The following is an 18321-nucleotide window of genomic DNA, read 5'->3' as shown; positions in this document are numbered from 1 at the left end:
CGTATTGTACAATACGCGAGCGGGGACGCTCGCACTACAATAAAAAAATGCTTTTTACAAAACTGAGATGCTCCCATTCTCCCAAAACCTGCAGAGGCGGGTTTTACCAACTATAAATTGCTTAAAATCAATAATCTCATAAACCGGCCCCCACCCGACAATAAAATTCTGGATAAAGAATTGTGCAAGATGTGCGAGTGAATTGATATTTTGTGCCGAACGCAACCATCCGCCAGATGTTTCAATCCCACAGCAGACTATTGCCACAGGTGCAACATATCAATTTATTAGATATATTAAACAAGGTTAGTTTTTTTTATAATAACGCTTATGGCTGTCAACTTCGCTACCTCCCCCGCTTCTAGTCTCCGACCAGAAGCCCAGAATATCTCAGCACTCAAACAAGTCTTTCAGACAATTGATGCCGATAGCTGTCCGGGTTCCTATAATTTTCATATGCACACAGTCTACTCCGACGGGCGATTGCAGCCAGAGAAATTGATGGAACAAGCCATAGCCCGCGGCCTCAATGGCTTAGCTATCACCGACCACCACAGCACCGAAGGCTACGTTAAAGCTCAAATTTGGCTGGATAATTGGAAATTAAACCATCCTGACAAAAATAGCGAAGCACCTAGTCTGTGGACAGGCGCTGAAATTAATGCCGAATTGCTCAACAACGACGTACACATTCTCGGTTACGCCTTTGATCCGCAACATCCCAGTCTCCAACCATACCTACGAGGTAAAAGCACTGAAGGCACTTATTGTTATTCAGCAGCCAGGGTAATTGAAGCTATTCATGAAGCAGGAGGTTTAGCAGTTCTAGCACATCCTTGCCGGTATCGATCGACGGCAGATAAACTAATCCCAGAAGCAGCCCGTTTTGGCATTGACGGTGTAGAAATTTACTATGCTTACGGTAATCCAAATCCTTGGAAACCGAGTCCCAAACAAACTGCTTTAGTCAAAGATTTAGCAGAAACTTATGGTTTGCTGGGAACTTGCGGCACGGACTCTCACGGCCTGAGTCTTCTCGTCCGAATCTAAATGGTTCCGAAATAACAAGTGCTTTATCCTGTCATTACCAGTCTAAGCGTTAGCGGATATATCTCTTATGAAAGCAATCACAATGAGCCGAAAACAAACAGTTTATCATGTCATATTATGTCCCCTAAAATGACTACTATAAAAGTGTTGGGTAGTGAGCACTTCAGTCCTCATAAAAGTCGGTGGACTGAAGTTTGCACTACTTGCCTTATACCGGCTATTTTACGGGACGTGATATCATTGCGATCGCCAGGATGAGCTTTCGCCTTCCCAAAGAAAGCAATTGCTTTCTTCAGGTAATATTTTGGCAACTCCTAGAGACTTTTCTCCCTAAAAACCAGTCGCCCTTCTACCGTTCGGGGAACAACTGACAGGCCCTGTTAGTTGGCTGATTTGCCCACTCCAAGCGAGAATTCCCAAATCGATCCATCCAACCTTCCAAATAAGCCCGATTAGCCTTTCTTTCCTCTGGATCGGAGGTATTCATTGCATGAGGTGCTAGACCGAAAATAGTCGCCGTCGTCACGCAAAACATCGACTTTTGAAAACTCTGGCAAATTTGCACCCGCACATCGTCTTCACCGCGACAGCTAGTGCGATAAACTTCGTGCAAATACTCCGGCAAATAATGACGCATATCTTGCATTAATTGAGTTGGCGGAATCCCTGCACCTCCAATCGGTAAAGGGTCAGCAAACAAAGCCCCGTAGGCAAATTCTCTTTGTTCTTCCGGGATTTGATGGGCTTGAGCGTTGTAGGAAACTGTCCCAAAAAAAGCTGTGCCCCGAAAGAAAACAGCCTCTACATAAGGCACGGCTACATCTGGTAAAAATGTCAAATTAGCCGTCGCTGGCAGTATATCGTAGACTCGATCGCCAATCTTGACGCTGTAGGTAATCGGTAGGCTGGCCGCGGCCACTAAACCGGCTTTGACAAAATCAACTACATCAGAAATAGACTTAGTTTCCCCTCGATCGTAGGAATCAGATAAGTCCATAAACAAATCGCTCATTACCCGCCAAAACTGACCGAGACCGGTGTAGTAAGCCAGCATCCGCACTTGTTCTGGCAAAAAATTAGGAAATACTTTGTTGAGTCCCTGCATGAAAAAATTGCCTTTCAGCTTAGCCGCGATCGCCTTTTCGACCAAACTGCTAAATTCCGGGGAATCCAAATAACTGTCCAAACCGCCGCCGCCGTGCCAAAGCATTGTTCTCATGCAATACTCAGCATACTCAAAGTTTATGCGATCGTGCCACAAATAGCGCATTAATTTGGGCAGAGTCACATCTCCGTTGAAATATTTAAAAAACGGGAAAAGCACTAAAAACTGTTCTTCTGCAATATAATTGAGATTGCGAGAATAGGCATCGAGAACAATAGCATAACTTTTGAGAATGCCGACAACTTCTACTACATTTTCCGCAGATTCAGGCAGTAAAGCTTGGCCTGATTCTAATAGGTCAATGTATGCGGATAGGGGATGGGAAGAGGGTTTTAATACGGTACTTTTCATTCTTATTTAACCTTAATTGAAGGAAGGAACGACAAGGATTTGAACGCGGATACACTGATGAATGGAATAGGTAGGGACACGGCAGTGCCGTCTCCCTACAGCCGTCTGCTGTATTTCATGGGATTGAAAACTGCCATAGGACTAAAGTCCGATGCTACTGAGATGTTGCACCATTCTCAATTAGCCGTAGGGGCGGGTTCGCCAACAGCCTTAAAGCTTGCAAATAGGTTCTATAAACCCGCCCGACCCCCCGAAAAATCCTCTTATTGAGATTGCTGCAAGATGTCCGATGCTACGAACCTAGGTCATATTTTATTTCAAGTTTTGAGCGATCGCTTTAACTTGCGGTGGCACATTAGCTACCAGCCCGATCGCAGTTTTCTCGCTCAAAGCAACTAAAACTCCCGGTTGCACTCCCATGATTGCGATAATTATGGCTAAAACCAGCGAAGGGATGCGATCGCGCCAGCGCACTTGCGGCAAATTTACCACCACATCCGAAAGGCGGCCGAAAAAGGCGCGGTTGACCATAATTAAAAAGTAAACTGAAGTCAAACCAGTGCCGATCATGCAGAGCAAAGTTTGCACGGGAAACACTGGCAAACTGCCCCGAAATATCAAAAATTCAGCAATAAATCCAGCCAAACCGGGAATGCCGGCACTAGCCATCACGCCGAGGATCATTAAACTGCCAATCATCGGCAAACCGCGATCGGGATTGAACAAACCTTTGAGCACATCGATGTTGCGGGTGCCGGATTTTTTGTAAACAATCCCGACACTCAAAAATAGCAGCCCCGAAATTAAACCGTGGCTAACCATTTGCAAAACTGTTCCCAGCATACTAATCGGAGTAGCTGCGGCGCTAGCTAACAAAATGTAGCCCATGTGAGCGATCGAACTGTAAGCTACAATTTTTTTCATATCTTTTTGGGCGATCGCGCAACTCGCCCCGTAAAGCACGCTTACCACCGCCCAACTCGCCAAAGTCGGCGCCGCCACCGCCCACGCATCTGGAAACAAACCCAAACCAAAGCGCAGCATCCCATAAGTTCCCAGCTTCAAAAGCACCCCCGCCAGCAGCACCGAAACCGGCGTCGAAGCTTCTACGTGAGCATCCGGCAGCCAAGTATGAAAAGGCACCAAAGGCATCTTAATTCCAAAAGCCAGCAACACAAGAGCCAGCAAAACAATTTGCCTTACCAAAGGCAATGGCAATCCTCCTTGCAAATGCGATGCGCCCGCTGCACCAACCATATCGAAACTAGAAGCACCGCTAAGCCAACCAGTCCCCAAGAAAGCAGCCAGCAGCACAATTCCCGAAAATGCAGTATAGATTAAAAACTTAGTAGCAGCATAACCCCGGCGCTCGCCTCCCCAAATCGCAATTAACAGGTAAAGCGGAATCAATTCTACCTCAAAAAACAGGAAAAACAGCAGCAAATTTTGAGATAAAAAAGCCCCTGTTACGCCGCCGGTTATTAACAGAATCAAAGAATAATAAAGTCGAGGTCTGCGGATCGACTCATCCGTAGCGTAAATAGCTAGCCCTGTCAGCAGAGTATTTAAAATTACCAAAGGCAGAGACAAACCATCAACGCCCAGATTGTAATTCAATCCTAAAGCATCTATCCAAGGAATGAATTCCGAAAACTGCAACTGACTGATACTGGCATCAAACTGAACTGCCAAAATCACCGAAAGAATAAAAGTTATGGCCGCAATGGCGATCGCGACATTCCGAACTATTTTAGAACTCACTGAACCGGGCCAGAGCCCAATCAGGGCAGCAGCCAACATTGGTATCCAGATTAAAGCACTGAGCATCAATTAAAACTTTCCTTTATTACGCAGTTTTTAGAACTATATTTAACATTAACGCAAACCAACTGCATAAAAAAGCGATCGGCCCATTTTCTTGTTAACATAGATTCAAATGTCTATGAAATCCTCCTATGACCTCAAGTCTTACAGATCGAGAAGATTTGCAAATTAAATCCGGTTCTCCTTCCACCCGCCTCACCGTTGCCGACTTGGAACAACTGCAAGGTATACTCTGCGAAGCACATCTAGACTACCAATTAGAACTGGTAGACGGGAAGATTATCCTTATGGGCCCATCAGACATTGTATCGAGCGAAATAGGAGCAGAGTTTGGCCGACTTTTGGGGAACTGGGCCAAACCTCGCAAACTCGGACGAGTATTTGAATCTAGCGGCGGGTTTATTCTCCCCAATTCAAATCTTACAGCACCCGATGTTTCGTTTGTGACAGCCGATCGCCTCAAACAAAGTAAAAGGTATTTTGCCGAACTTGTTCCCGACTTAGTTGTAGAAATCAAATCTCAGTCCGATCGCCTCAAACCCCTGCGAGAAAAAATTCTATCATTTATCGAACTCGGAGCAAAAGTAGGAATATTAATCGACCCAGACAAGCGCACAGTAACAATTTACACTCCCCAAACAGAGCCAGTGGTATTGAGAGACGGCGACATGATTTCAATTCCCGAACTTTTGCCCGGTTGGGAAGTTGCGGTGACAGAATTGTGGCCGATCGATTTTGAGTAAAACTAAATAAAAAAGCAGACAAACCTAGAATAAAATCATCTGCGTTCATCGGGAGCATCTCAGTTTTGCATTTACAGTGCGAGCGTCCCCGCTCGCGTATTGTACAATACGCGAGCGGGGACGCTCGCACTACAATAAAAAAAATGCTTTTTACAAAAGTGAGATGCTCCCCGTTCATCTGCGTTCATCTGCGGTTTAAAATTAAATAACCTCAGACAAAAAGCAGACAAACCCCGCCCAATTCATCTGCCAAACTCTGCGGTTTAAAACTGCCAAATAATCAACGCCAGCAACACAGCAACCCCCGCCACAATAGTCAACACATAAAACTGCGACTGACCGGTGCCGCTGTACTTCAACCCTTCGCCGCTGAAAATTGTGGCAAAACCGAACAAATTCACCGCCCCATCCACCACATACCTATCAGTCCAAGCGCTGATTTTAGAAATAGAAGCCACAGCCCAAACCACAGTCAGGCGGTAAACTCGATCGATATAAAAATCGTAAGCAAACAAATCCTGCAACGCCGGTACCGGCAGCCGTACCGGTCGAGGTAAAACCCCGTACCAATAAATCGCTACCCCAACCGCCACGCCAATCAACCCAGATAACATTAACAGCGGAAGATGCAGAGTCTTCAACAGCAAATTTAAAGTATCAAAATCCCCGGTTTCCGCCCAAGGGCCAATCCAACTAATTAACAGTTGCCACCGCTGCAACATCCAAGGCACCAACAGCCCAATCACTGTCAAAATTACCATCGGCAAAGCCATCTGCCAACCAACTTCAGGAGCTCTGCGAGTTTTCGGCTGCGGTTTTCCAGCGAACACTAAACCGAATATGCGAGTTAAATTTAGCGCTGTCAAACCGTTAACTAAAAGCAGCACTATTACCAGCCACAAAGGCAAAGTCCAAAAACCGTTGAGCCAGCGCCGCATCGCCCAAAAGTTGCCCAGAGGTAACAGCGCTACCATCCCCGCAGCGCCTACTAAATAAGCCGTAGTGGTGGCAGGCATCTTCGACCACAACCCACCCATTTCTGTTAAATCTTGAGTGTTAGTTGTGGTAATAATTGACCCTACGCTCATGAATAATAGGCCTTTGGCGATCGAGTGCGCGAACAGCAACAGCAAAGCAATGTCAACTTGATTTAGCCCCACGGCGATAAACACCAAACCCAAAGAGGCGCTGGTAGAATGCGATAGTGCTCTTTTGATGTCGATTTGGGCGATCGCCACCAAGGAAGCGCCAACAGCCGTCACCGCACCCAAAACCACCAGCACCGCATCGGCGATCGGCGAAAGCGCTAAAACAGGCTGAAGTTTAATCAAAACATAAGCCCCAGCGCCCACAACTACCGTATTCCGCATAATCGAAGCCGGGTTGGGCCCTTCCATCGCCTCGTCGAGCCACAAATGGAAGGGAAATTGAGCGCACTTGGCCGTAGGTGCGGAGATTAAAGCCAAACCTAAAAGAGTCGCCACTACAGGAGACAAAGTTGCACTTTCAGCCCATATTTCCAAATCGGAAAAATTCAAACTTCCCGCTAAAGTTGAAAGCGTCACTACTCCCATCAGCAGCGGCACGTCTCCTACACGCTTGGTTAAAAACGCATCTCTAGCGGCTGTTACTACCAGCGGTTGAGCGTACCAAAACCCGACTAGCAAGTAAGTTGAAAGCGTCAGCATTTCCAACAAAGCGTAAGTTAGAAGCAGCGAGTCGCTAATGGCAATGCCGCTAATTGCCGCTTCAAAAAAACCCATCAGCCCAAAAAATCGAGCTAGCGCCCAGTCTTTTTCCATGTAGCCTAGAGCGTAAATTTGTGCTAGCAAACTCAGAACACTAACTAACTCCATTGCTCCCACGCTGACGGTGGAGATTTCTATTGCAAAAGACAAATCTAAATCGGCTGCTTGCACCCAGTGCACGAGCAACTGTTGGGGCGGTTGATCCCAAGTCGCTGTAAAAATAACTGATCCGTGTATGAAAGCTAACACCGTCATCAGCAAATTGAAGTATGCTGCAGGTCTCGGGCCTGTTCTGCGAACGGTGCCGGTAGACCACGGCAAAGTTAAAATTGCGCCTATTAAGCCATATAAAGGTACCCACCAACAGGCTTGGAGGAGAAATTGAGTCATTTAATTTATGCCTTAAACTTCAAATTACTGGCTGCCTTTATACAAAAACAGTCGCGGGCGATCGCGCGATACCCTAAAACTTTCACTAAACCCGATCGTATAGTTGTGGCAAAATAATTTGCACTCCAGATTAACTATACATTAAAGCATCAAAACTGAGAATTCTCTCAAGATAAAATTACCTCCTGAGCAGGCGAGGCACTCAAAGAAACAAATGCCTGCCGATGGGCAAAGACTGCCTTTTTTGCCGATTTCCCTGCGATCCCATTTGGAAATCCCCAACTTTCCCGGCAGTGACTCAGCTCCGGCTTCACATACCGAACTCTACTTTATGAGTATTATTACTTACTTTAATCCCCCACGCCGTCGGCATCTACCCCTCTCTTTATTAAGATTATTAAATAAATATTAAATTAGTTTAAGTAACATAAAAAATTTTAATTTTTGTTATTAAACATTATGATGTTAGTTTATATTGTCAAGGTGGACAGCTTCCCCTATTCTTATAGGATAGGAAGCTTTACACTGCCTTACTAATAAATGTGGGCCTCCCCGTCCAAATTTTTAGATTTCTCAAAGATTTGTAACGGTAATTTCGCTCATCCTCAAAGGAGATTCAAAAATGTCAATTGCCGTGGGAATGATTGAGACAAAAGGTTTTCCCGCTGTTGTGGAAGCTGCCGATGCTATGGTCAAAGCTGCCCGCGTTACCCTCGTGGGCTATGAAAAAATTGGCAGCGCCCGCGTCACCGTAATTGTGCGCGGCAACGTGTCGGAAGTCCAAGCCTCAGTCGCCGCAGGAGTGGAATCCGTCAAGCGGGTGAACGGCGGAGAAGTCGTCTCTACCCACATCATCGCTCGCCCCCACGAAAACCTAGAATACGTTCTGCCGATTCGATATACAGAAGCAGTAGAACAGTTCCGAGGCTACTAAGTTCTTAGCGCACAAAAAATTCGTTAAAGGAAAATTTGTGCGATCGTCAAAAATTAACTGTTTAGTTCCCCAAATATTCAATCAGGAGTAAAACCAATGGCAATTGCAGTTGGCATGATCGAAACCCTAGGCTTCCCCGCAGTGGTAGAAGCCGCTGACGCGATGGTCAAAGCAGCCCGCGTCACCTTGGTAGGCTACGAAAAAATCGGTAGCGCTCGGGTTACGGTCATTGTAAGAGGAGATGTCTCGGAAGTGCAAGCTTCTGTCGCCGCCGGAGTAGAGTCAGTGAAGCGCGTTAACGGCGGACAAGTGATGTCCACCCACATTATCGCCCGCCCTCACGAAAACTTGGAGTACGTGTTGCCGATTCGCTACACAGAAGCTGTAGAACAGTTCCGTGAAGGCGTGAGCGGCATTCGCCCCCTCAACAGATCGTAAGATAGGCTCACGGCTGTTAGGGGCGTTTGGTAATTAAAAATTAAAAATCGCGAGGTTTTTGATTTAGCATTTTTAATTTTTAATTGAGGTGGGTATGGGATATTGGTTATTAGTCATGAGTCATGAGTCATGAGTCATGAGTCATGAGTGATTAGTCATTAGTCATTAGTCATTAGTGACTCGACGCATCACTCTAAAATGCGGACAGCGGACTGAGTAAAGCTAATTAAAAAAAAGACAAGTGACCAGGTAAAAATGACAATTACCAATTACCTATTACCTATTACCTAAAATGCAAATGGCCAAAGTTCTCGGCACAGTTGTCAGTACCCAAAAAGAGCCGACACTGAGAGGATCGAAATTTCTACTGCTGCAATTCATCGATGAGGAAGGTTCCCCAGTTGCCGGATATGAGGTAGCCGCTGACTGTGTGGGCGCTGGTATCGATGAATGGGTCTTAGTAACCCGAGGCAGCGCAGCCCGGATCGCGCCCGGAAGTGAAAACCGTCCGATCGATGCTCTAGTAGTAGGCATTATAGATACTGTCAATGTAGAAAACCGCCTCATTTACAGTAAAAAAGACGACCCGTACGGCTAGTTGCAACCGTTAGCAGTTAGCAGTTAGTGGAAAAATAACTAACAACTAACAACTAACAACTAACAACTAACAACTAACAACTAACAAAAATTTTTTCAGCTTAGGAGAACTTAATTTATGGCAGTCCGCAACGTTGCGGCTCCCCCGACGCCTTGGTCGAAAAACTTGGCTGAGCCCAAAATTCACGATACCGCCTTCGTACATTCCTTTTCTAACATTATTGGGGATGTGCATATCGGTTCTAATGTGATGATTGCCCCCGGGACATCTATCCGCGCCGATGAAGGCACTCCTTTTTATATCGGACAAGGAAGCAACATTCAAGACGGAGTAGTGATTCACGGCCTAGAACAAGGCCGAGTCACAGGAGACGACGACAAATCCTATTCTGTGTGGGTGGGGAAAAATACTTCCCTCACTCACATGAGTTTAATTCACGGCCCTGCCTACGTGGGCGAGAACTGCTTTATCGGCTTTCGCTCTACGGTGTTCAATGCCAGAGTGGGCAACGGCTGCATTGTCATGATGCACGTACTAATTAAAGATGTGGAGATTCCCCCCGGTAAGTACGTACCTTCGGGAGCCATCATCACTAATCAGAAGCAAGCCGATCGCTTGCCTGACGTTCAAGATTCTGACATTCAATTTGCGACCCATGTCATCGGCATCAATGACGCTCTGAGAACGGGTTATCGCTGCGCTGAGAACATCGCCTGTCTAGCACCAATTCGCAACGAGCAAACTAAAAACCCAAATATGACTCAAACCAAATATTCTACCCATGCCGGCACCCAATTGAGTTCAACTCTTGCCGATAGCATCCGCAATTTACTAGCTCAAGGATACAGCGTGGGAGCCGAACACGCCGACGCACGCCGCTTCCGTACCGGTTCTTGGCGTACTTGCGGCCCGATTTCCTCAACCCGTGACTCAGAAGTGATCGCGGCTTTGTCAGCTTGCATGGCCGAGCACCAAGGAGAATACGTCCGCTTGATTGGGATTGACACCAAAGCCAAGCGCCGCGTACTCGAAGAAATCGTCCAAAGACCGGGAGACAATGGCTCTAACGGTTCTAACGGTGCGAAAACTCACCAATCTAACGGTAAAGTTGCACAAGCTTCCCACCACAATAGCGGTTCCGTGTCAAGCGGCAAATTGAGTGCCGAAACAGTGGCTCAGGTTCGCAGCTTGCTAGCTCAAGGCTACAAAGTGGGTACCGAACACGCCGACGCGCGCCGCTTCCGCACCAGTTCTTGGCAAAGCGGGGCTTCGCTGCAAGTCAGAAACGAATCTGAGGCGATCGCCGCTTTGGAAGCTGTGATGAACGAGTACCCGGGCGAGTACGTGCGCTTGATCGGGATTGACCCGAAAGCTAAGCGACGCATAGTTGAAGAAATTATTCAGCGTCCCGACGGCCCAGTTGCTCAATCGGCTAAGCCGGCAGCAACATCTAACTCGGCAGCAACATCGGGATACAAAGCAGCTTCGACTGGTTCGGCCAGCAGCGGAAGTTTGACCGGCAAGACGATCGACCAAATCCGCAACCTGCTTTCCCAAGGCTACAAAATTGGCACGGAACACGCCGACGCGCGCCGTTTCCGCACCGGTTCTTGGAGCAGTTGCGCCCCGATCGCATCCAACCGCGAAGCCGAAGTGATTTCTGCCCTCGAAAGCTGTCTCAAAGAACACAGCGGCGAGTACGTCCGCTTGCTGGGCATCGACTCCAAGGCGAAGCGCCGGGTACTCGAAGAAATTATCCAACGACCTTAATTTGCTAGGTAATTAGCTTGTTTCTCCCGTTAAGCCCTCGCGTTGGGGCCAACGGGAGAAACCCCAGCGGATTTAAGTTGGATTTGAGATAGTTAAAAAGCTGGATTGACAAATGTTGGTCAGAATCTAGAATCTTCGGAAAGTTTCTATAAAACGTTAAAGCATCAAGCTTCTCAGTATTAGTAAATTATCGTTTCTTAGATTGACATGGTTAAATTTATCAGTCGAGAAAACCCATAATTTCAAGTCGTTTTATCGAAAAAAATAGCTCCTTTCATGGTGAAGTCGAATGTATTTATCGCCACTGCAATTAAGTAGCAACTCTCAGATTTTGATGAGTGGCGATGTAGTTGTGAATGAGGGTGCGGCGATCGCCCCTGGAGCAATCCTGCAAGCAGAGCCCGGAAGCCGGATCTCGATCGCCGCCGGTGCCTGTATCGGTATGGGAGTTATCCTTCACGCCCGTGAAGGTACTCTGGAAATCGCGGCGGGCGTTATTCTGGGTGCAGGGGTGCTGGTGGTAGGTGCGGGAACGATCGGGGAAAATGCCTGTATTGGCGCCGCAACGACCCTAATCAATCCTTGTATCGACAAAATGCAAATTATGCCCGCAGGTTCTCTAATGGGAGATACCAGCCGCCAAGTCGCCGCAGAACCAACAGCAGCAGCGCCAACAGCAGCGCCAACAGCAGCGCCAACACCACCAGAACCCCCCGCAGCCACTACGCCACCAGTCGATCGACCGATCGAGCCGATCGAGCCGCCACAACCCGCCCAAACACCGCCTCAAACTGCGCCGGAGACGGCCCCAGACCCGCCGGAATCCACCGTCGCAGAGCCACCCCAACCAGGGGAAACCCCAACTATTCTGTACGGCCAAGCTCACATCAATCGGCTGTTGGGGACGCTGTTTCCGCATCGGCAAGCTTTTAATCGATCGGAGGAAAACGGCCAAACTCTATCGGGCGGTACCGGGTAGCCTTGATACTCCCGATCCCTAAAGGGACGGGGATTCTTGAAGAGTTCGTATTTGAACTTTCAAAGGCTTGCATCAAACCGCCTCTACCCACTCAGCTTAGACAAATCCCAACTTTGCGTATACTTTTAGCTTTTGTGCTTTCGGAGTCCACCACTAATGCCAGATAGGTACGCTCAACAACCTGCCTTTTGTTTGCCCTTTAACTATTCCGAATCAAGTCGGATTAGTCCGTTGCCGGGATTTCACCGCACGCTTGTTGTTTCAACACGCAGATGGTTATTCTTACTTGCTGCTTCTTTTATACCACATATTCAATTTCAATGCGGTTAAAACCGCTACCGACTTATCCCCGTGGCTGAAGCCAGGGGCTTGCGTCTCATTTTTCGGTCATTTCGGCAAAAGCCAGCTATGCTGAAGGCAGAAAGATCAAATATAAATAGGTAATCTCATATTATTGGTAGCTCAGCAATTTGTCAGGCCTTGCAGCAGCAATCAGTGTATTGTAGCTGGTGCAGTCTGTCTTCTCATCTGAGAAACTATAAACTATCAACAAATTTCTATTTTGGGAAGTTTCTAAGGGTAATAGAAGATGGACGGACAAACAGATCGTAACAGTCACGAAGAGCGATCGCAGCGCCAGGAATACTTCAAAGACACTGCTTTGGGTTTGGTATCCACCAAGAGTTTTCCGGCAATTGTGGGGACTGCTGACATGATGCTCAAGTCGGCAGGAGTGATTTTAGTAGGATACGAAAAAATTGGTTCCGGTCACTGTACCGCGATCGTCCGGGGCAGAATTTCGGATGTGCGTTTGGCTGTGGAAGCGGGAGCTCAAACTGCCGAACAGTTCGGGCAGTTTGTTTCTAAGTTGGTGATTGCTAGACCTTTGGCTAATTTGGAAGTGGTTTTGCCGATCGGCTTTCGGCTGACTGAACTTTCGGAAAAAGGCAGTTATTCTCGGCTTAGCAATCAGGCGATCGGTTTGCTTGAAACGCGGGGTTTTCCGGCAATGGTGGGCGCTTGCGACGCTATGCTCAAATCCGCAGACGTACACTTGGCAGCTTACGAGAAAATTGGCGCCGGTTTGTGCACGGCAATTATTCGCGGTGCAGTTGCAGATGTAGCAGTAGCCGTAGAGGCCGGGATGTACGAAGCTGAGAGAATTGGCGAGTTGAACGCGGTGATGGTAATTCCGAGGCCTTTGGAAGATTTGGAACAAACTTTACCGCTGGCGAGTTGCTGGATCGAGCAGCGTAAACCTGTGATGATGCCCGTCTCGGTTAAGGAAAAGGAACAAGAATTGATCGAACTTCCAGATTTGGAGAAATTGAGAGTTTATGTGGAAGAGGAAATCAATCGGTAATTGGTAATTAGGCAACAAAAGTTTGTAGAGACGTACTGCCGCAAATACTGAGACGAAGTTTGTCAAAAAAATATAGAGTTTACTCGGTAGGACTGCTGGCAACAATTTATACTGAGTAGCGGTCTCAAACTTAATTGGGCGATCGAGCCGATCGCCGCCGCATCAAGAGACACAGAGCACCAAGTAAAACTCGACTTTTGAGATTAAGTCGATCGGGTAAACAATCGAACTGACTAATAAGTAAATCCAGCCGAGGTGCAGAGCCTTTCAACAGGATTTAACTACTGTTAAAATAAACCCAAAATCCTGTTTAGGGTAGATTTCCGGGAATCATTCAAGAGTTACTCTGACCCCAGGTGGATGCTCTTTCAACAGATTAACGGCCCTCTAACTAAAAACTGACTGCACAGGAATCAACCCCCAGAAGCAAGCAATCCTGAAAGTTGACCTATGAACCTCAAACAATTTTACAAGCGCGGTTTGCACAGCGCCAAGAAAGGAAACTATGAAGCGGCACTTGAGGACTTCGATCAGATACTGCAAGTCAATCCCGCCGATGCCAAAGCCTATAACAATCGCGGCTTGGTTTACTATTACATGAAAGACTACCAAAAAGCGATCGCAGACCTCAGCCAAGCCTTAGATATCAATCCTAATTTCTTCGAGGCTTACTTGAACCGAGGCAATGCTTGGCGTCATCTCGGAGAACACGAAAAAGCCATTGACGATCTGAACTGTGCTTTAGCAAATAAGCCTAACAGCCACGCTATCTACAACAACCGAGGACTTGTACTTGCTAATTTAGGAAACTACGAAGAAGCAATAGAAGACTACAATCGAGCTCTATCTATCAATTCCAACAATTATAAAACCTATTACAACCGGGGGCGCGCTTACTACCTTTTGGGAGAAAAAGAGGCAGCAACGGAAAACTTTAACGAAACGCTGCGGTTGAATCCTAAATATATCAAAGCATACATAAATCGAGGTCTCTGTTACCACCAACTAGGAGACAATACGCAGGCGATGGCCGATTACAACATTGCACTCGGCATCGATCCACAAAATATTTATGCCTATTATAACAGAGGTTGCGTTCGCTATAAATTAAAACAAATGCAGCTTGCAATTGAAGACTTTGACCAAGCAGTAAAACTCGATCCGAACTATGTTAAAGCTTATCTCAACCGGGGTTTAGCGCTGTATAAACTTGGAGATGTTGCGGCAGCAAATAAGGATTTTTACCACGTAATGTGCATTAATGCTGAAGCTTATGTATACTACCAAGCCCAGCGGTGCACGCCGGATATTAATTCGTACTTCAAAGAAGCGCCGCAGGTGGAACTTAATAATGCTGTAGAATACTACAACACAACATTAAATACGATGTCAACTTCCTTAAGTTCCGCAGCATTAAACGCGGTCTGGAATCAAGAAGATTTGGAGAACAGAGACTCGATTATCTGTGAAGGTGAATTTCTCAATGATTAATTTAGTCAGTAGTCATTAGTCCTTAGTCATGAGACTTATTGTATAAATCATTGAGCGACAGGGAAACTGCTGATTCAACGCAGACCAGGGCTGTTTCATTCTCTTGTAGGGGCAGCCCCCCGTGGCTGCCCCCATGTCCCAAACGCCTGTGCACTCGTCTGTGGCGGGGTAGGCACGGGGGGGTAGGCACGGGGAGTAGGGGTAGCACTACCCCTACAGAGTCAAAATTCATGTTTTTGGTGAGAATGAAACAGCCCTGCAACGCAGAGGCATTTAACTACCAGCCGGGAAGTCCCGGGCGTATATTTAGAGGGGATTAATCAGAGCGCTGGGCCCCGTACCCCGTTGGGAATTACGCCCGCGTGATGAAAGGCTCGTCGGGTTTCGGTACCCAAACCGACAATTATTCTTTTATACCCCTTCATGATCGGGAAATACTCTGATACTATATTAGCAAGTGGGGGTGGAACTACCTCACTATAAAAAGCATGAGAAAAAAAAGGAAAAAGAAGCCTTCGGTCTAACTGTACTCAGTTGACCGTCAGGTTTGTTCACAGATACTTTGTGAATGTATAGCAATCCTTGCAGGAGTCGTAAATTTTTTACCCCACCCCAACCCTCCCCTTATCAAGGGGAGGGAGTAAGAAATTCACAAAGGATTTAGGATGGCTATATGCAATTCAAGTCTAATGAGTCAGGAGTCATTACTCATTCGTCATTAAGTAAGTCATCCCAAAAAAACAATACCTCAGAAACCCGGTTTCTGCGTATATTTATCGTGAGTCGTCGCAAAATCTTCTAGAAACCGGGTTTCTCGCCCCCTGCGTAAGCCACGAGCGAGAGGTTTTTAACGCGGATTGGGTAGGAGTTAAAAATTAAAGTCCTTACTGCCAAAAAACAGCAAGGACTTTAATGATTTATTCCTGAGTGTTAAGGATGAACATCCTTACTACACAGGTTAAATAGTTGCCATCACTTCACGCGCTGCAGCCAAAGTTCGATCGATATCTTCGTCAGTATGAGCCAAAGAAGTAAATCCAGCCTCAAACTGCGAAGGAGCAAGATAAATTCCGTGCTCCAACATTCCCCGGTGAAAGCGGCTGAACTTCGTCAAATCCGACTTCTTCGCATCCTCGTAATTGTGAACCGGGCCAGCCGCAAAAAACAAGCCAAACATCCCGCTAATTTGCCCGCCCCAAACCGCGTGTCCCGCTTCCTTAGCAATTTTTAGCAATCCGTCAGACAGTTTTTTGGTAATCTTATCCAACTGTTCGTAAGTGCCGGGTTTTTGTAGCAATTCCAAAGTCTTAATCCCAGCAGTCATCGCCAAAGGATTTCCCGAAAGCGTACCCGCTTGATACATCGGGCCAGCAGGAGCCACCATCCCCATAATATCCCGCCTTCCCCCGTAAGCTCCCACCGGCAAACCGCCGCCGATAACTTTACCCAAAGTAGTCAAATCCGGGGTGACACCGAATCTTTCCTGAGCTCCGCCGTAGGCGATGCGGAAACCGGTCATTACTTCATCAAAAACTAACAAAGCACCGTTATCTTTAGTAATTTCCCGCAAACCTTCGAGAAAACCTGCATCCGGGGTAATAAAACCGGCATTCCCCACCACTGGTTCGAGAATTACGCCTGCTATCTCGCCGGGATTTTCGGCAAATAAAGCTTTGACTGCTTCTAAATCATTGTAGGGAGCGTTGAGGGTATTGGCAGTAGTGGATTTCGGGACGCCCGGAGAATCGGGAAGGCCCAGAGTTGCCACGCCGGAACCGGCTTTTACCAAGAACATATCGGCGTGCCCGTGATAGCAGCCTTCAAATTTAATCAGTTTATCGCGTCCGGTGAAAGCTCGCATCAGCCGCAAAACGGCCATACAGGCTTCGGTGCCAGAGTTGACAAATCGCACCATTTCAATGCTGGGAACGGCATCGATGACCATTTCGGCGAGTACGTTTTCCAACAGCGATGGTGCGCCGAAACTCGTACCTTTTTCTAAAGATTCGTGCAGGGCTTTGATGACTTCCGGGTGGGCGTGGCCGCAGATGGCCGGGCCCCAAGTGCCTACATAGTCAATGTATTGGTTTTCGTCAACATCCCAAATGTAGGCTCCTTTTACCCTGTCAAAGACGATGGGCTGTCCGCCTACGGATTTGAAGGCGCGGACGGGGGAACTGACGCCACCTGGCATCAACTTCTGGGCTGCAGCGAAAATTTCTTCTGATTTGGTCGTTTTCAAGGTTGTGGAAACCAATGTTTTCTCCTTAGTGAACGTCTGTTGTTGGTAGAATAATTTTATAGCCAGTTCAACATAAAGGTTAGGTCGATTCAAGGAAACTATTCTAGTAGATTTTAGGGTACAAACCAATTAGTAGCAATACTAGCTGGGGTTTTTTAGGCTTTGTCGCACTAGCACCGAGCGCCCTCAAATGTAATTTTTTGTAAAATAGTTCTTGACAATTTACCCCTCCCTTGCTCAATCTTCTCTCTTCCTCTGCGTCCTCTGCGTTCTCTGCGGTTAATTAAAAAAAATCTCCCACAGGAAAGCGTTAATCTATCTTACCAAGTTGAAATAAAATTATGTCTACTACTGATTTATCGAGTTTGAGCCGATCGATCCCAATTGAAAAGATTCGTTACGACGATCGCGGTTTAGTGCCTGCGATCGTCCAAGATTATTTGGACGGTACGGTGTTAATGATGGCCTGGATGAATCGGGAGTCCCTGCAAAAAACGCTCTCTACCGGGCAAACTTGGTTCTGGAGTCGTTCTCGTTCCGAATTGTGGCCCAAAGGCGCGACTTCGGGACACGTTCAAAATGTCAAAGGGCTGCGTTACGACTGCGATAGCGATGCTTTGCTGGTGACTGTCGAACAAGTCGGAGATATTGCTTGTCACACGGGAGAAAGAAGTTGTTTTCACCAAGTTGACGGGGAAATTTCACCGCCGCCAGGGGATATGTTATCTCAATTATTTGCGGTAATTTGCGATCGGCGCGACAATCCTAACGAAAGTTCTTATACTTGCAAGTTGTTCGAGGGCGGCGACAACAAGATTCTCAAGAAAATTGGCGAAGAATCGGCGGAAGTTGTGATGGCTTGCAAAGATGACGACAAAGATGGAATTGCTGGGGAAGTAGCGGATTTATTTTATCACGCTTTGGTTGCTTTGGCTCACCATCAAGTTGATTTAAGAGAAGTTTACCGCAAATTGGGCGATCGACGAAAATAATCTAAAATTGGGAATTGGGAATTGGTAAAAGAAACCGCGTTTGTTAACTGTCAGGACTTACGCATGGGGTCGAGAAACCGGGTTTTTTTACGAAAAGACGCGTTCGTACTCGAAGATTAGGTAAAAAACCCGGTTTCTTTGTCGGAGTGCGTCCAGCACTGACTGTAATTTAGCTAGTCAGACGGGAATCCCTCGCGCGATACCGCTTCGGTTGGTGTGGGATGAAAGGCGCGTGAGACTCCT

The 18321-nt window shown here is 47.0% G+C and carries 15 protein-coding genes; 11 read left to right on the top strand and 4 right to left on the bottom strand.

What is annotated here, in order from left to right:
* The first annotated feature begins 330 nt into the window (after positions 1–330).
* Entirely contained in the window at positions 331–1050 is a 720-nt protein-coding gene (locus QUB16_RS29240; RefSeq protein WP_333321596.1) for a PHP domain-containing protein, read from the top strand.
* A gap of 349 nt (positions 1051–1399) precedes the next feature.
* Here the strand turns inward: QUB16_RS29240 and QUB16_RS29235 are convergent, their stop codons facing one another.
* Complete coding sequence (locus QUB16_RS29235) at positions 1400–2566, bottom strand: CO2 hydration protein (RefSeq protein WP_333321595.1); 1167 nt, start codon at positions 2564–2566, stop codon at positions 1400–1402.
* A 57-nt stretch (positions 2567–2623) separates the two neighbouring features.
* Here QUB16_RS29235 and QUB16_RS29230 point away from each other — a divergent pair, with 57 nt between their 5' ends.
* Entirely contained in the window at positions 2624–2836 is a 213-nt protein-coding gene (locus QUB16_RS29230) for a hypothetical protein (protein WP_333181010.1), read from the top strand.
* A 42-nt stretch (positions 2837–2878) separates the two neighbouring features.
* Here the strand turns inward: QUB16_RS29230 and QUB16_RS29225 are convergent, their stop codons facing one another.
* Positions 2879–4393 (bottom strand): NADH-quinone oxidoreductase subunit M, encoded by a 1515-nt coding sequence (locus QUB16_RS29225; RefSeq protein WP_333321593.1) that lies wholly within the window; start codon positions 4391–4393, stop codon positions 2879–2881.
* A gap of 128 nt (positions 4394–4521) precedes the next feature.
* Here QUB16_RS29225 and QUB16_RS29220 point away from each other — a divergent pair, with 128 nt between their 5' ends.
* The gene (locus QUB16_RS29220; protein WP_333321592.1) at positions 4522–5133 is read left to right on the top strand and encodes a Uma2 family endonuclease; all 612 of its coding nucleotides are present in this window, start codon (positions 4522–4524) and stop codon (positions 5131–5133) included.
* Positions 5134–5396: 263 nt separating this feature from the next.
* Here QUB16_RS29220 and QUB16_RS29215 read toward each other — a convergent pair whose 3' ends face one another.
* On the bottom strand, positions 5397–7271 hold the full coding sequence (locus QUB16_RS29215) for an NAD(P)H-quinone oxidoreductase subunit F (protein WP_333321591.1): 1875 nt from the start codon (positions 7269–7271) through the stop codon (positions 5397–5399).
* A 622-nt stretch (positions 7272–7893) separates the two neighbouring features.
* Between QUB16_RS29215 and QUB16_RS29210 the strand changes: the two genes are divergently transcribed.
* The 7 genes from QUB16_RS29210 (at position 7894) to QUB16_RS29180 (ending at position 14844) form a co-directional block, all read left to right on the top strand.
* Entirely contained in the window at positions 7894–8205 is a 312-nt protein-coding gene (locus QUB16_RS29210; protein WP_006635059.1) for a carbon dioxide-concentrating mechanism protein CcmK, read from the top strand.
* Between the two features lie 96 nt (positions 8206–8301).
* Positions 8302–8643 carry a carbon dioxide-concentrating mechanism protein CcmK gene (locus QUB16_RS29205; RefSeq protein ID WP_006635058.1) on the top strand — a complete coding sequence of 114 codons (342 nt, stop codon included), beginning with the start codon at positions 8302–8304 and terminating at the stop codon, positions 8641–8643.
* Positions 8644–8935: 292 nt separating this feature from the next.
* Positions 8936–9241, top strand: coding sequence for a EutN/CcmL family microcompartment protein (locus tag QUB16_RS29200; protein WP_333215294.1), 306 nt, complete (start codon positions 8936–8938; stop codon positions 9239–9241).
* A gap of 117 nt (positions 9242–9358) precedes the next feature.
* Positions 9359–11011, top strand: coding sequence for a ribulose bisphosphate carboxylase small subunit (locus tag QUB16_RS29195; protein ID WP_333321589.1), 1653 nt, complete (start codon positions 9359–9361; stop codon positions 11009–11011).
* A 289-nt stretch (positions 11012–11300) separates the two neighbouring features.
* Positions 11301–11990 (top strand): carbon dioxide concentrating mechanism protein, encoded by a 690-nt coding sequence (locus tag QUB16_RS29190; RefSeq protein WP_333321587.1) that lies wholly within the window; start codon positions 11301–11303, stop codon positions 11988–11990.
* Positions 11991–12579: 589 nt separating this feature from the next.
* Positions 12580–13353 carry a BMC domain-containing protein gene (locus QUB16_RS29185; protein WP_333101844.1) on the top strand — a complete coding sequence of 258 codons (774 nt, stop codon included), beginning with the start codon at positions 12580–12582 and terminating at the stop codon, positions 13351–13353.
* A gap of 450 nt (positions 13354–13803) precedes the next feature.
* Positions 13804–14844: a tetratricopeptide repeat protein gene (locus tag QUB16_RS29180; RefSeq protein ID WP_333321585.1), complete on the top strand. Its 1041-nt coding sequence runs from the start codon at positions 13804–13806 to the stop codon at positions 14842–14844.
* A gap of 958 nt (positions 14845–15802) precedes the next feature.
* Here QUB16_RS29180 and hemL read toward each other — a convergent pair.
* A complete protein-coding gene (gene hemL / locus QUB16_RS29175) occupies positions 15803–17101 on the bottom strand; it encodes a glutamate-1-semialdehyde 2,1-aminomutase (RefSeq protein ID WP_333290907.1) in 1299 nt (432 codons plus the stop codon).
* A gap of 326 nt (positions 17102–17427) precedes the next feature.
* Here hemL and hisIE point away from each other — a divergent pair, with 326 nt between their 5' ends.
* Positions 17428–18078, top strand: a complete 651-nt coding sequence (gene hisIE, locus QUB16_RS29170) for a bifunctional phosphoribosyl-AMP cyclohydrolase/phosphoribosyl-ATP diphosphatase HisIE (RefSeq protein ID WP_333321583.1) — start codon at positions 17428–17430, stop codon at positions 18076–18078.
* The last annotated feature ends 243 nt before the right edge of the window (positions 18079–18321 follow it).

The organism is Microcoleus sp. D3_18a_C4 (assembly GCF_036702415.1).
Lineage (GTDB): Bacteria > Cyanobacteriota > Cyanobacteriia > Cyanobacteriales > Microcoleaceae > Microcoleus.
This window is presented reverse-complemented; position numbering and strand designations above follow the sequence as displayed.

Bases quoted from the DNA above. Each gene is read 5' to 3' on its own strand.
- QUB16_RS29220 (WP_333321592.1), top strand. From the start codon at position 4,522: ATGACCTCAAGTCTTACAGATCGAGAAGATTTGCAAATTAAATCCGGT.
- QUB16_RS29215 (WP_333321591.1), bottom strand. From the start codon at position 7,271: ATGACTCAATTTCTCCTCCAAGCCTGTTGGTGGGTACCTTTATATGGC.
- QUB16_RS29200 (WP_333215294.1), top strand. From the start codon at position 8,936: ATGCAAATGGCCAAAGTTCTCGGCACAGTTGTCAGTACCCAAAAAGAG.
- QUB16_RS29225 (WP_333321593.1), bottom strand. From the start codon at position 4,393: ATGCTCAGTGCTTTAATCTGGATACCAATGTTGGCTGCTGCCCTGATT.
- QUB16_RS29180 (WP_333321585.1), top strand. From the start codon at position 13,804: ATGAACCTCAAACAATTTTACAAGCGCGGTTTGCACAGCGCCAAGAAA.
- QUB16_RS29205 (WP_006635058.1), top strand. From the start codon at position 8,302: ATGGCAATTGCAGTTGGCATGATCGAAACCCTAGGCTTCCCCGCAGTG.
- QUB16_RS29190 (WP_333321587.1), top strand. From the start codon at position 11,301: ATGTATTTATCGCCACTGCAATTAAGTAGCAACTCTCAGATTTTGATG.
- QUB16_RS29195 (WP_333321589.1), top strand. From the start codon at position 9,359: ATGGCAGTCCGCAACGTTGCGGCTCCCCCGACGCCTTGGTCGAAAAAC.
- QUB16_RS29235 (WP_333321595.1), bottom strand. From the start codon at position 2,566: ATGAAAAGTACCGTATTAAAACCCTCTTCCCATCCCCTATCCGCATAC.
- QUB16_RS29185 (WP_333101844.1), top strand. From the start codon at position 12,580: ATGGACGGACAAACAGATCGTAACAGTCACGAAGAGCGATCGCAGCGC.
- QUB16_RS29240 (WP_333321596.1), top strand. From the start codon at position 331: ATGGCTGTCAACTTCGCTACCTCCCCCGCTTCTAGTCTCCGACCAGAA.
- hisIE (WP_333321583.1), top strand. From the start codon at position 17,428: ATGTCTACTACTGATTTATCGAGTTTGAGCCGATCGATCCCAATTGAA.
- QUB16_RS29230 (WP_333181010.1), top strand. From the start codon at position 2,624: ATGAATGGAATAGGTAGGGACACGGCAGTGCCGTCTCCCTACAGCCGT.
- QUB16_RS29210 (WP_006635059.1), top strand. From the start codon at position 7,894: ATGTCAATTGCCGTGGGAATGATTGAGACAAAAGGTTTTCCCGCTGTT.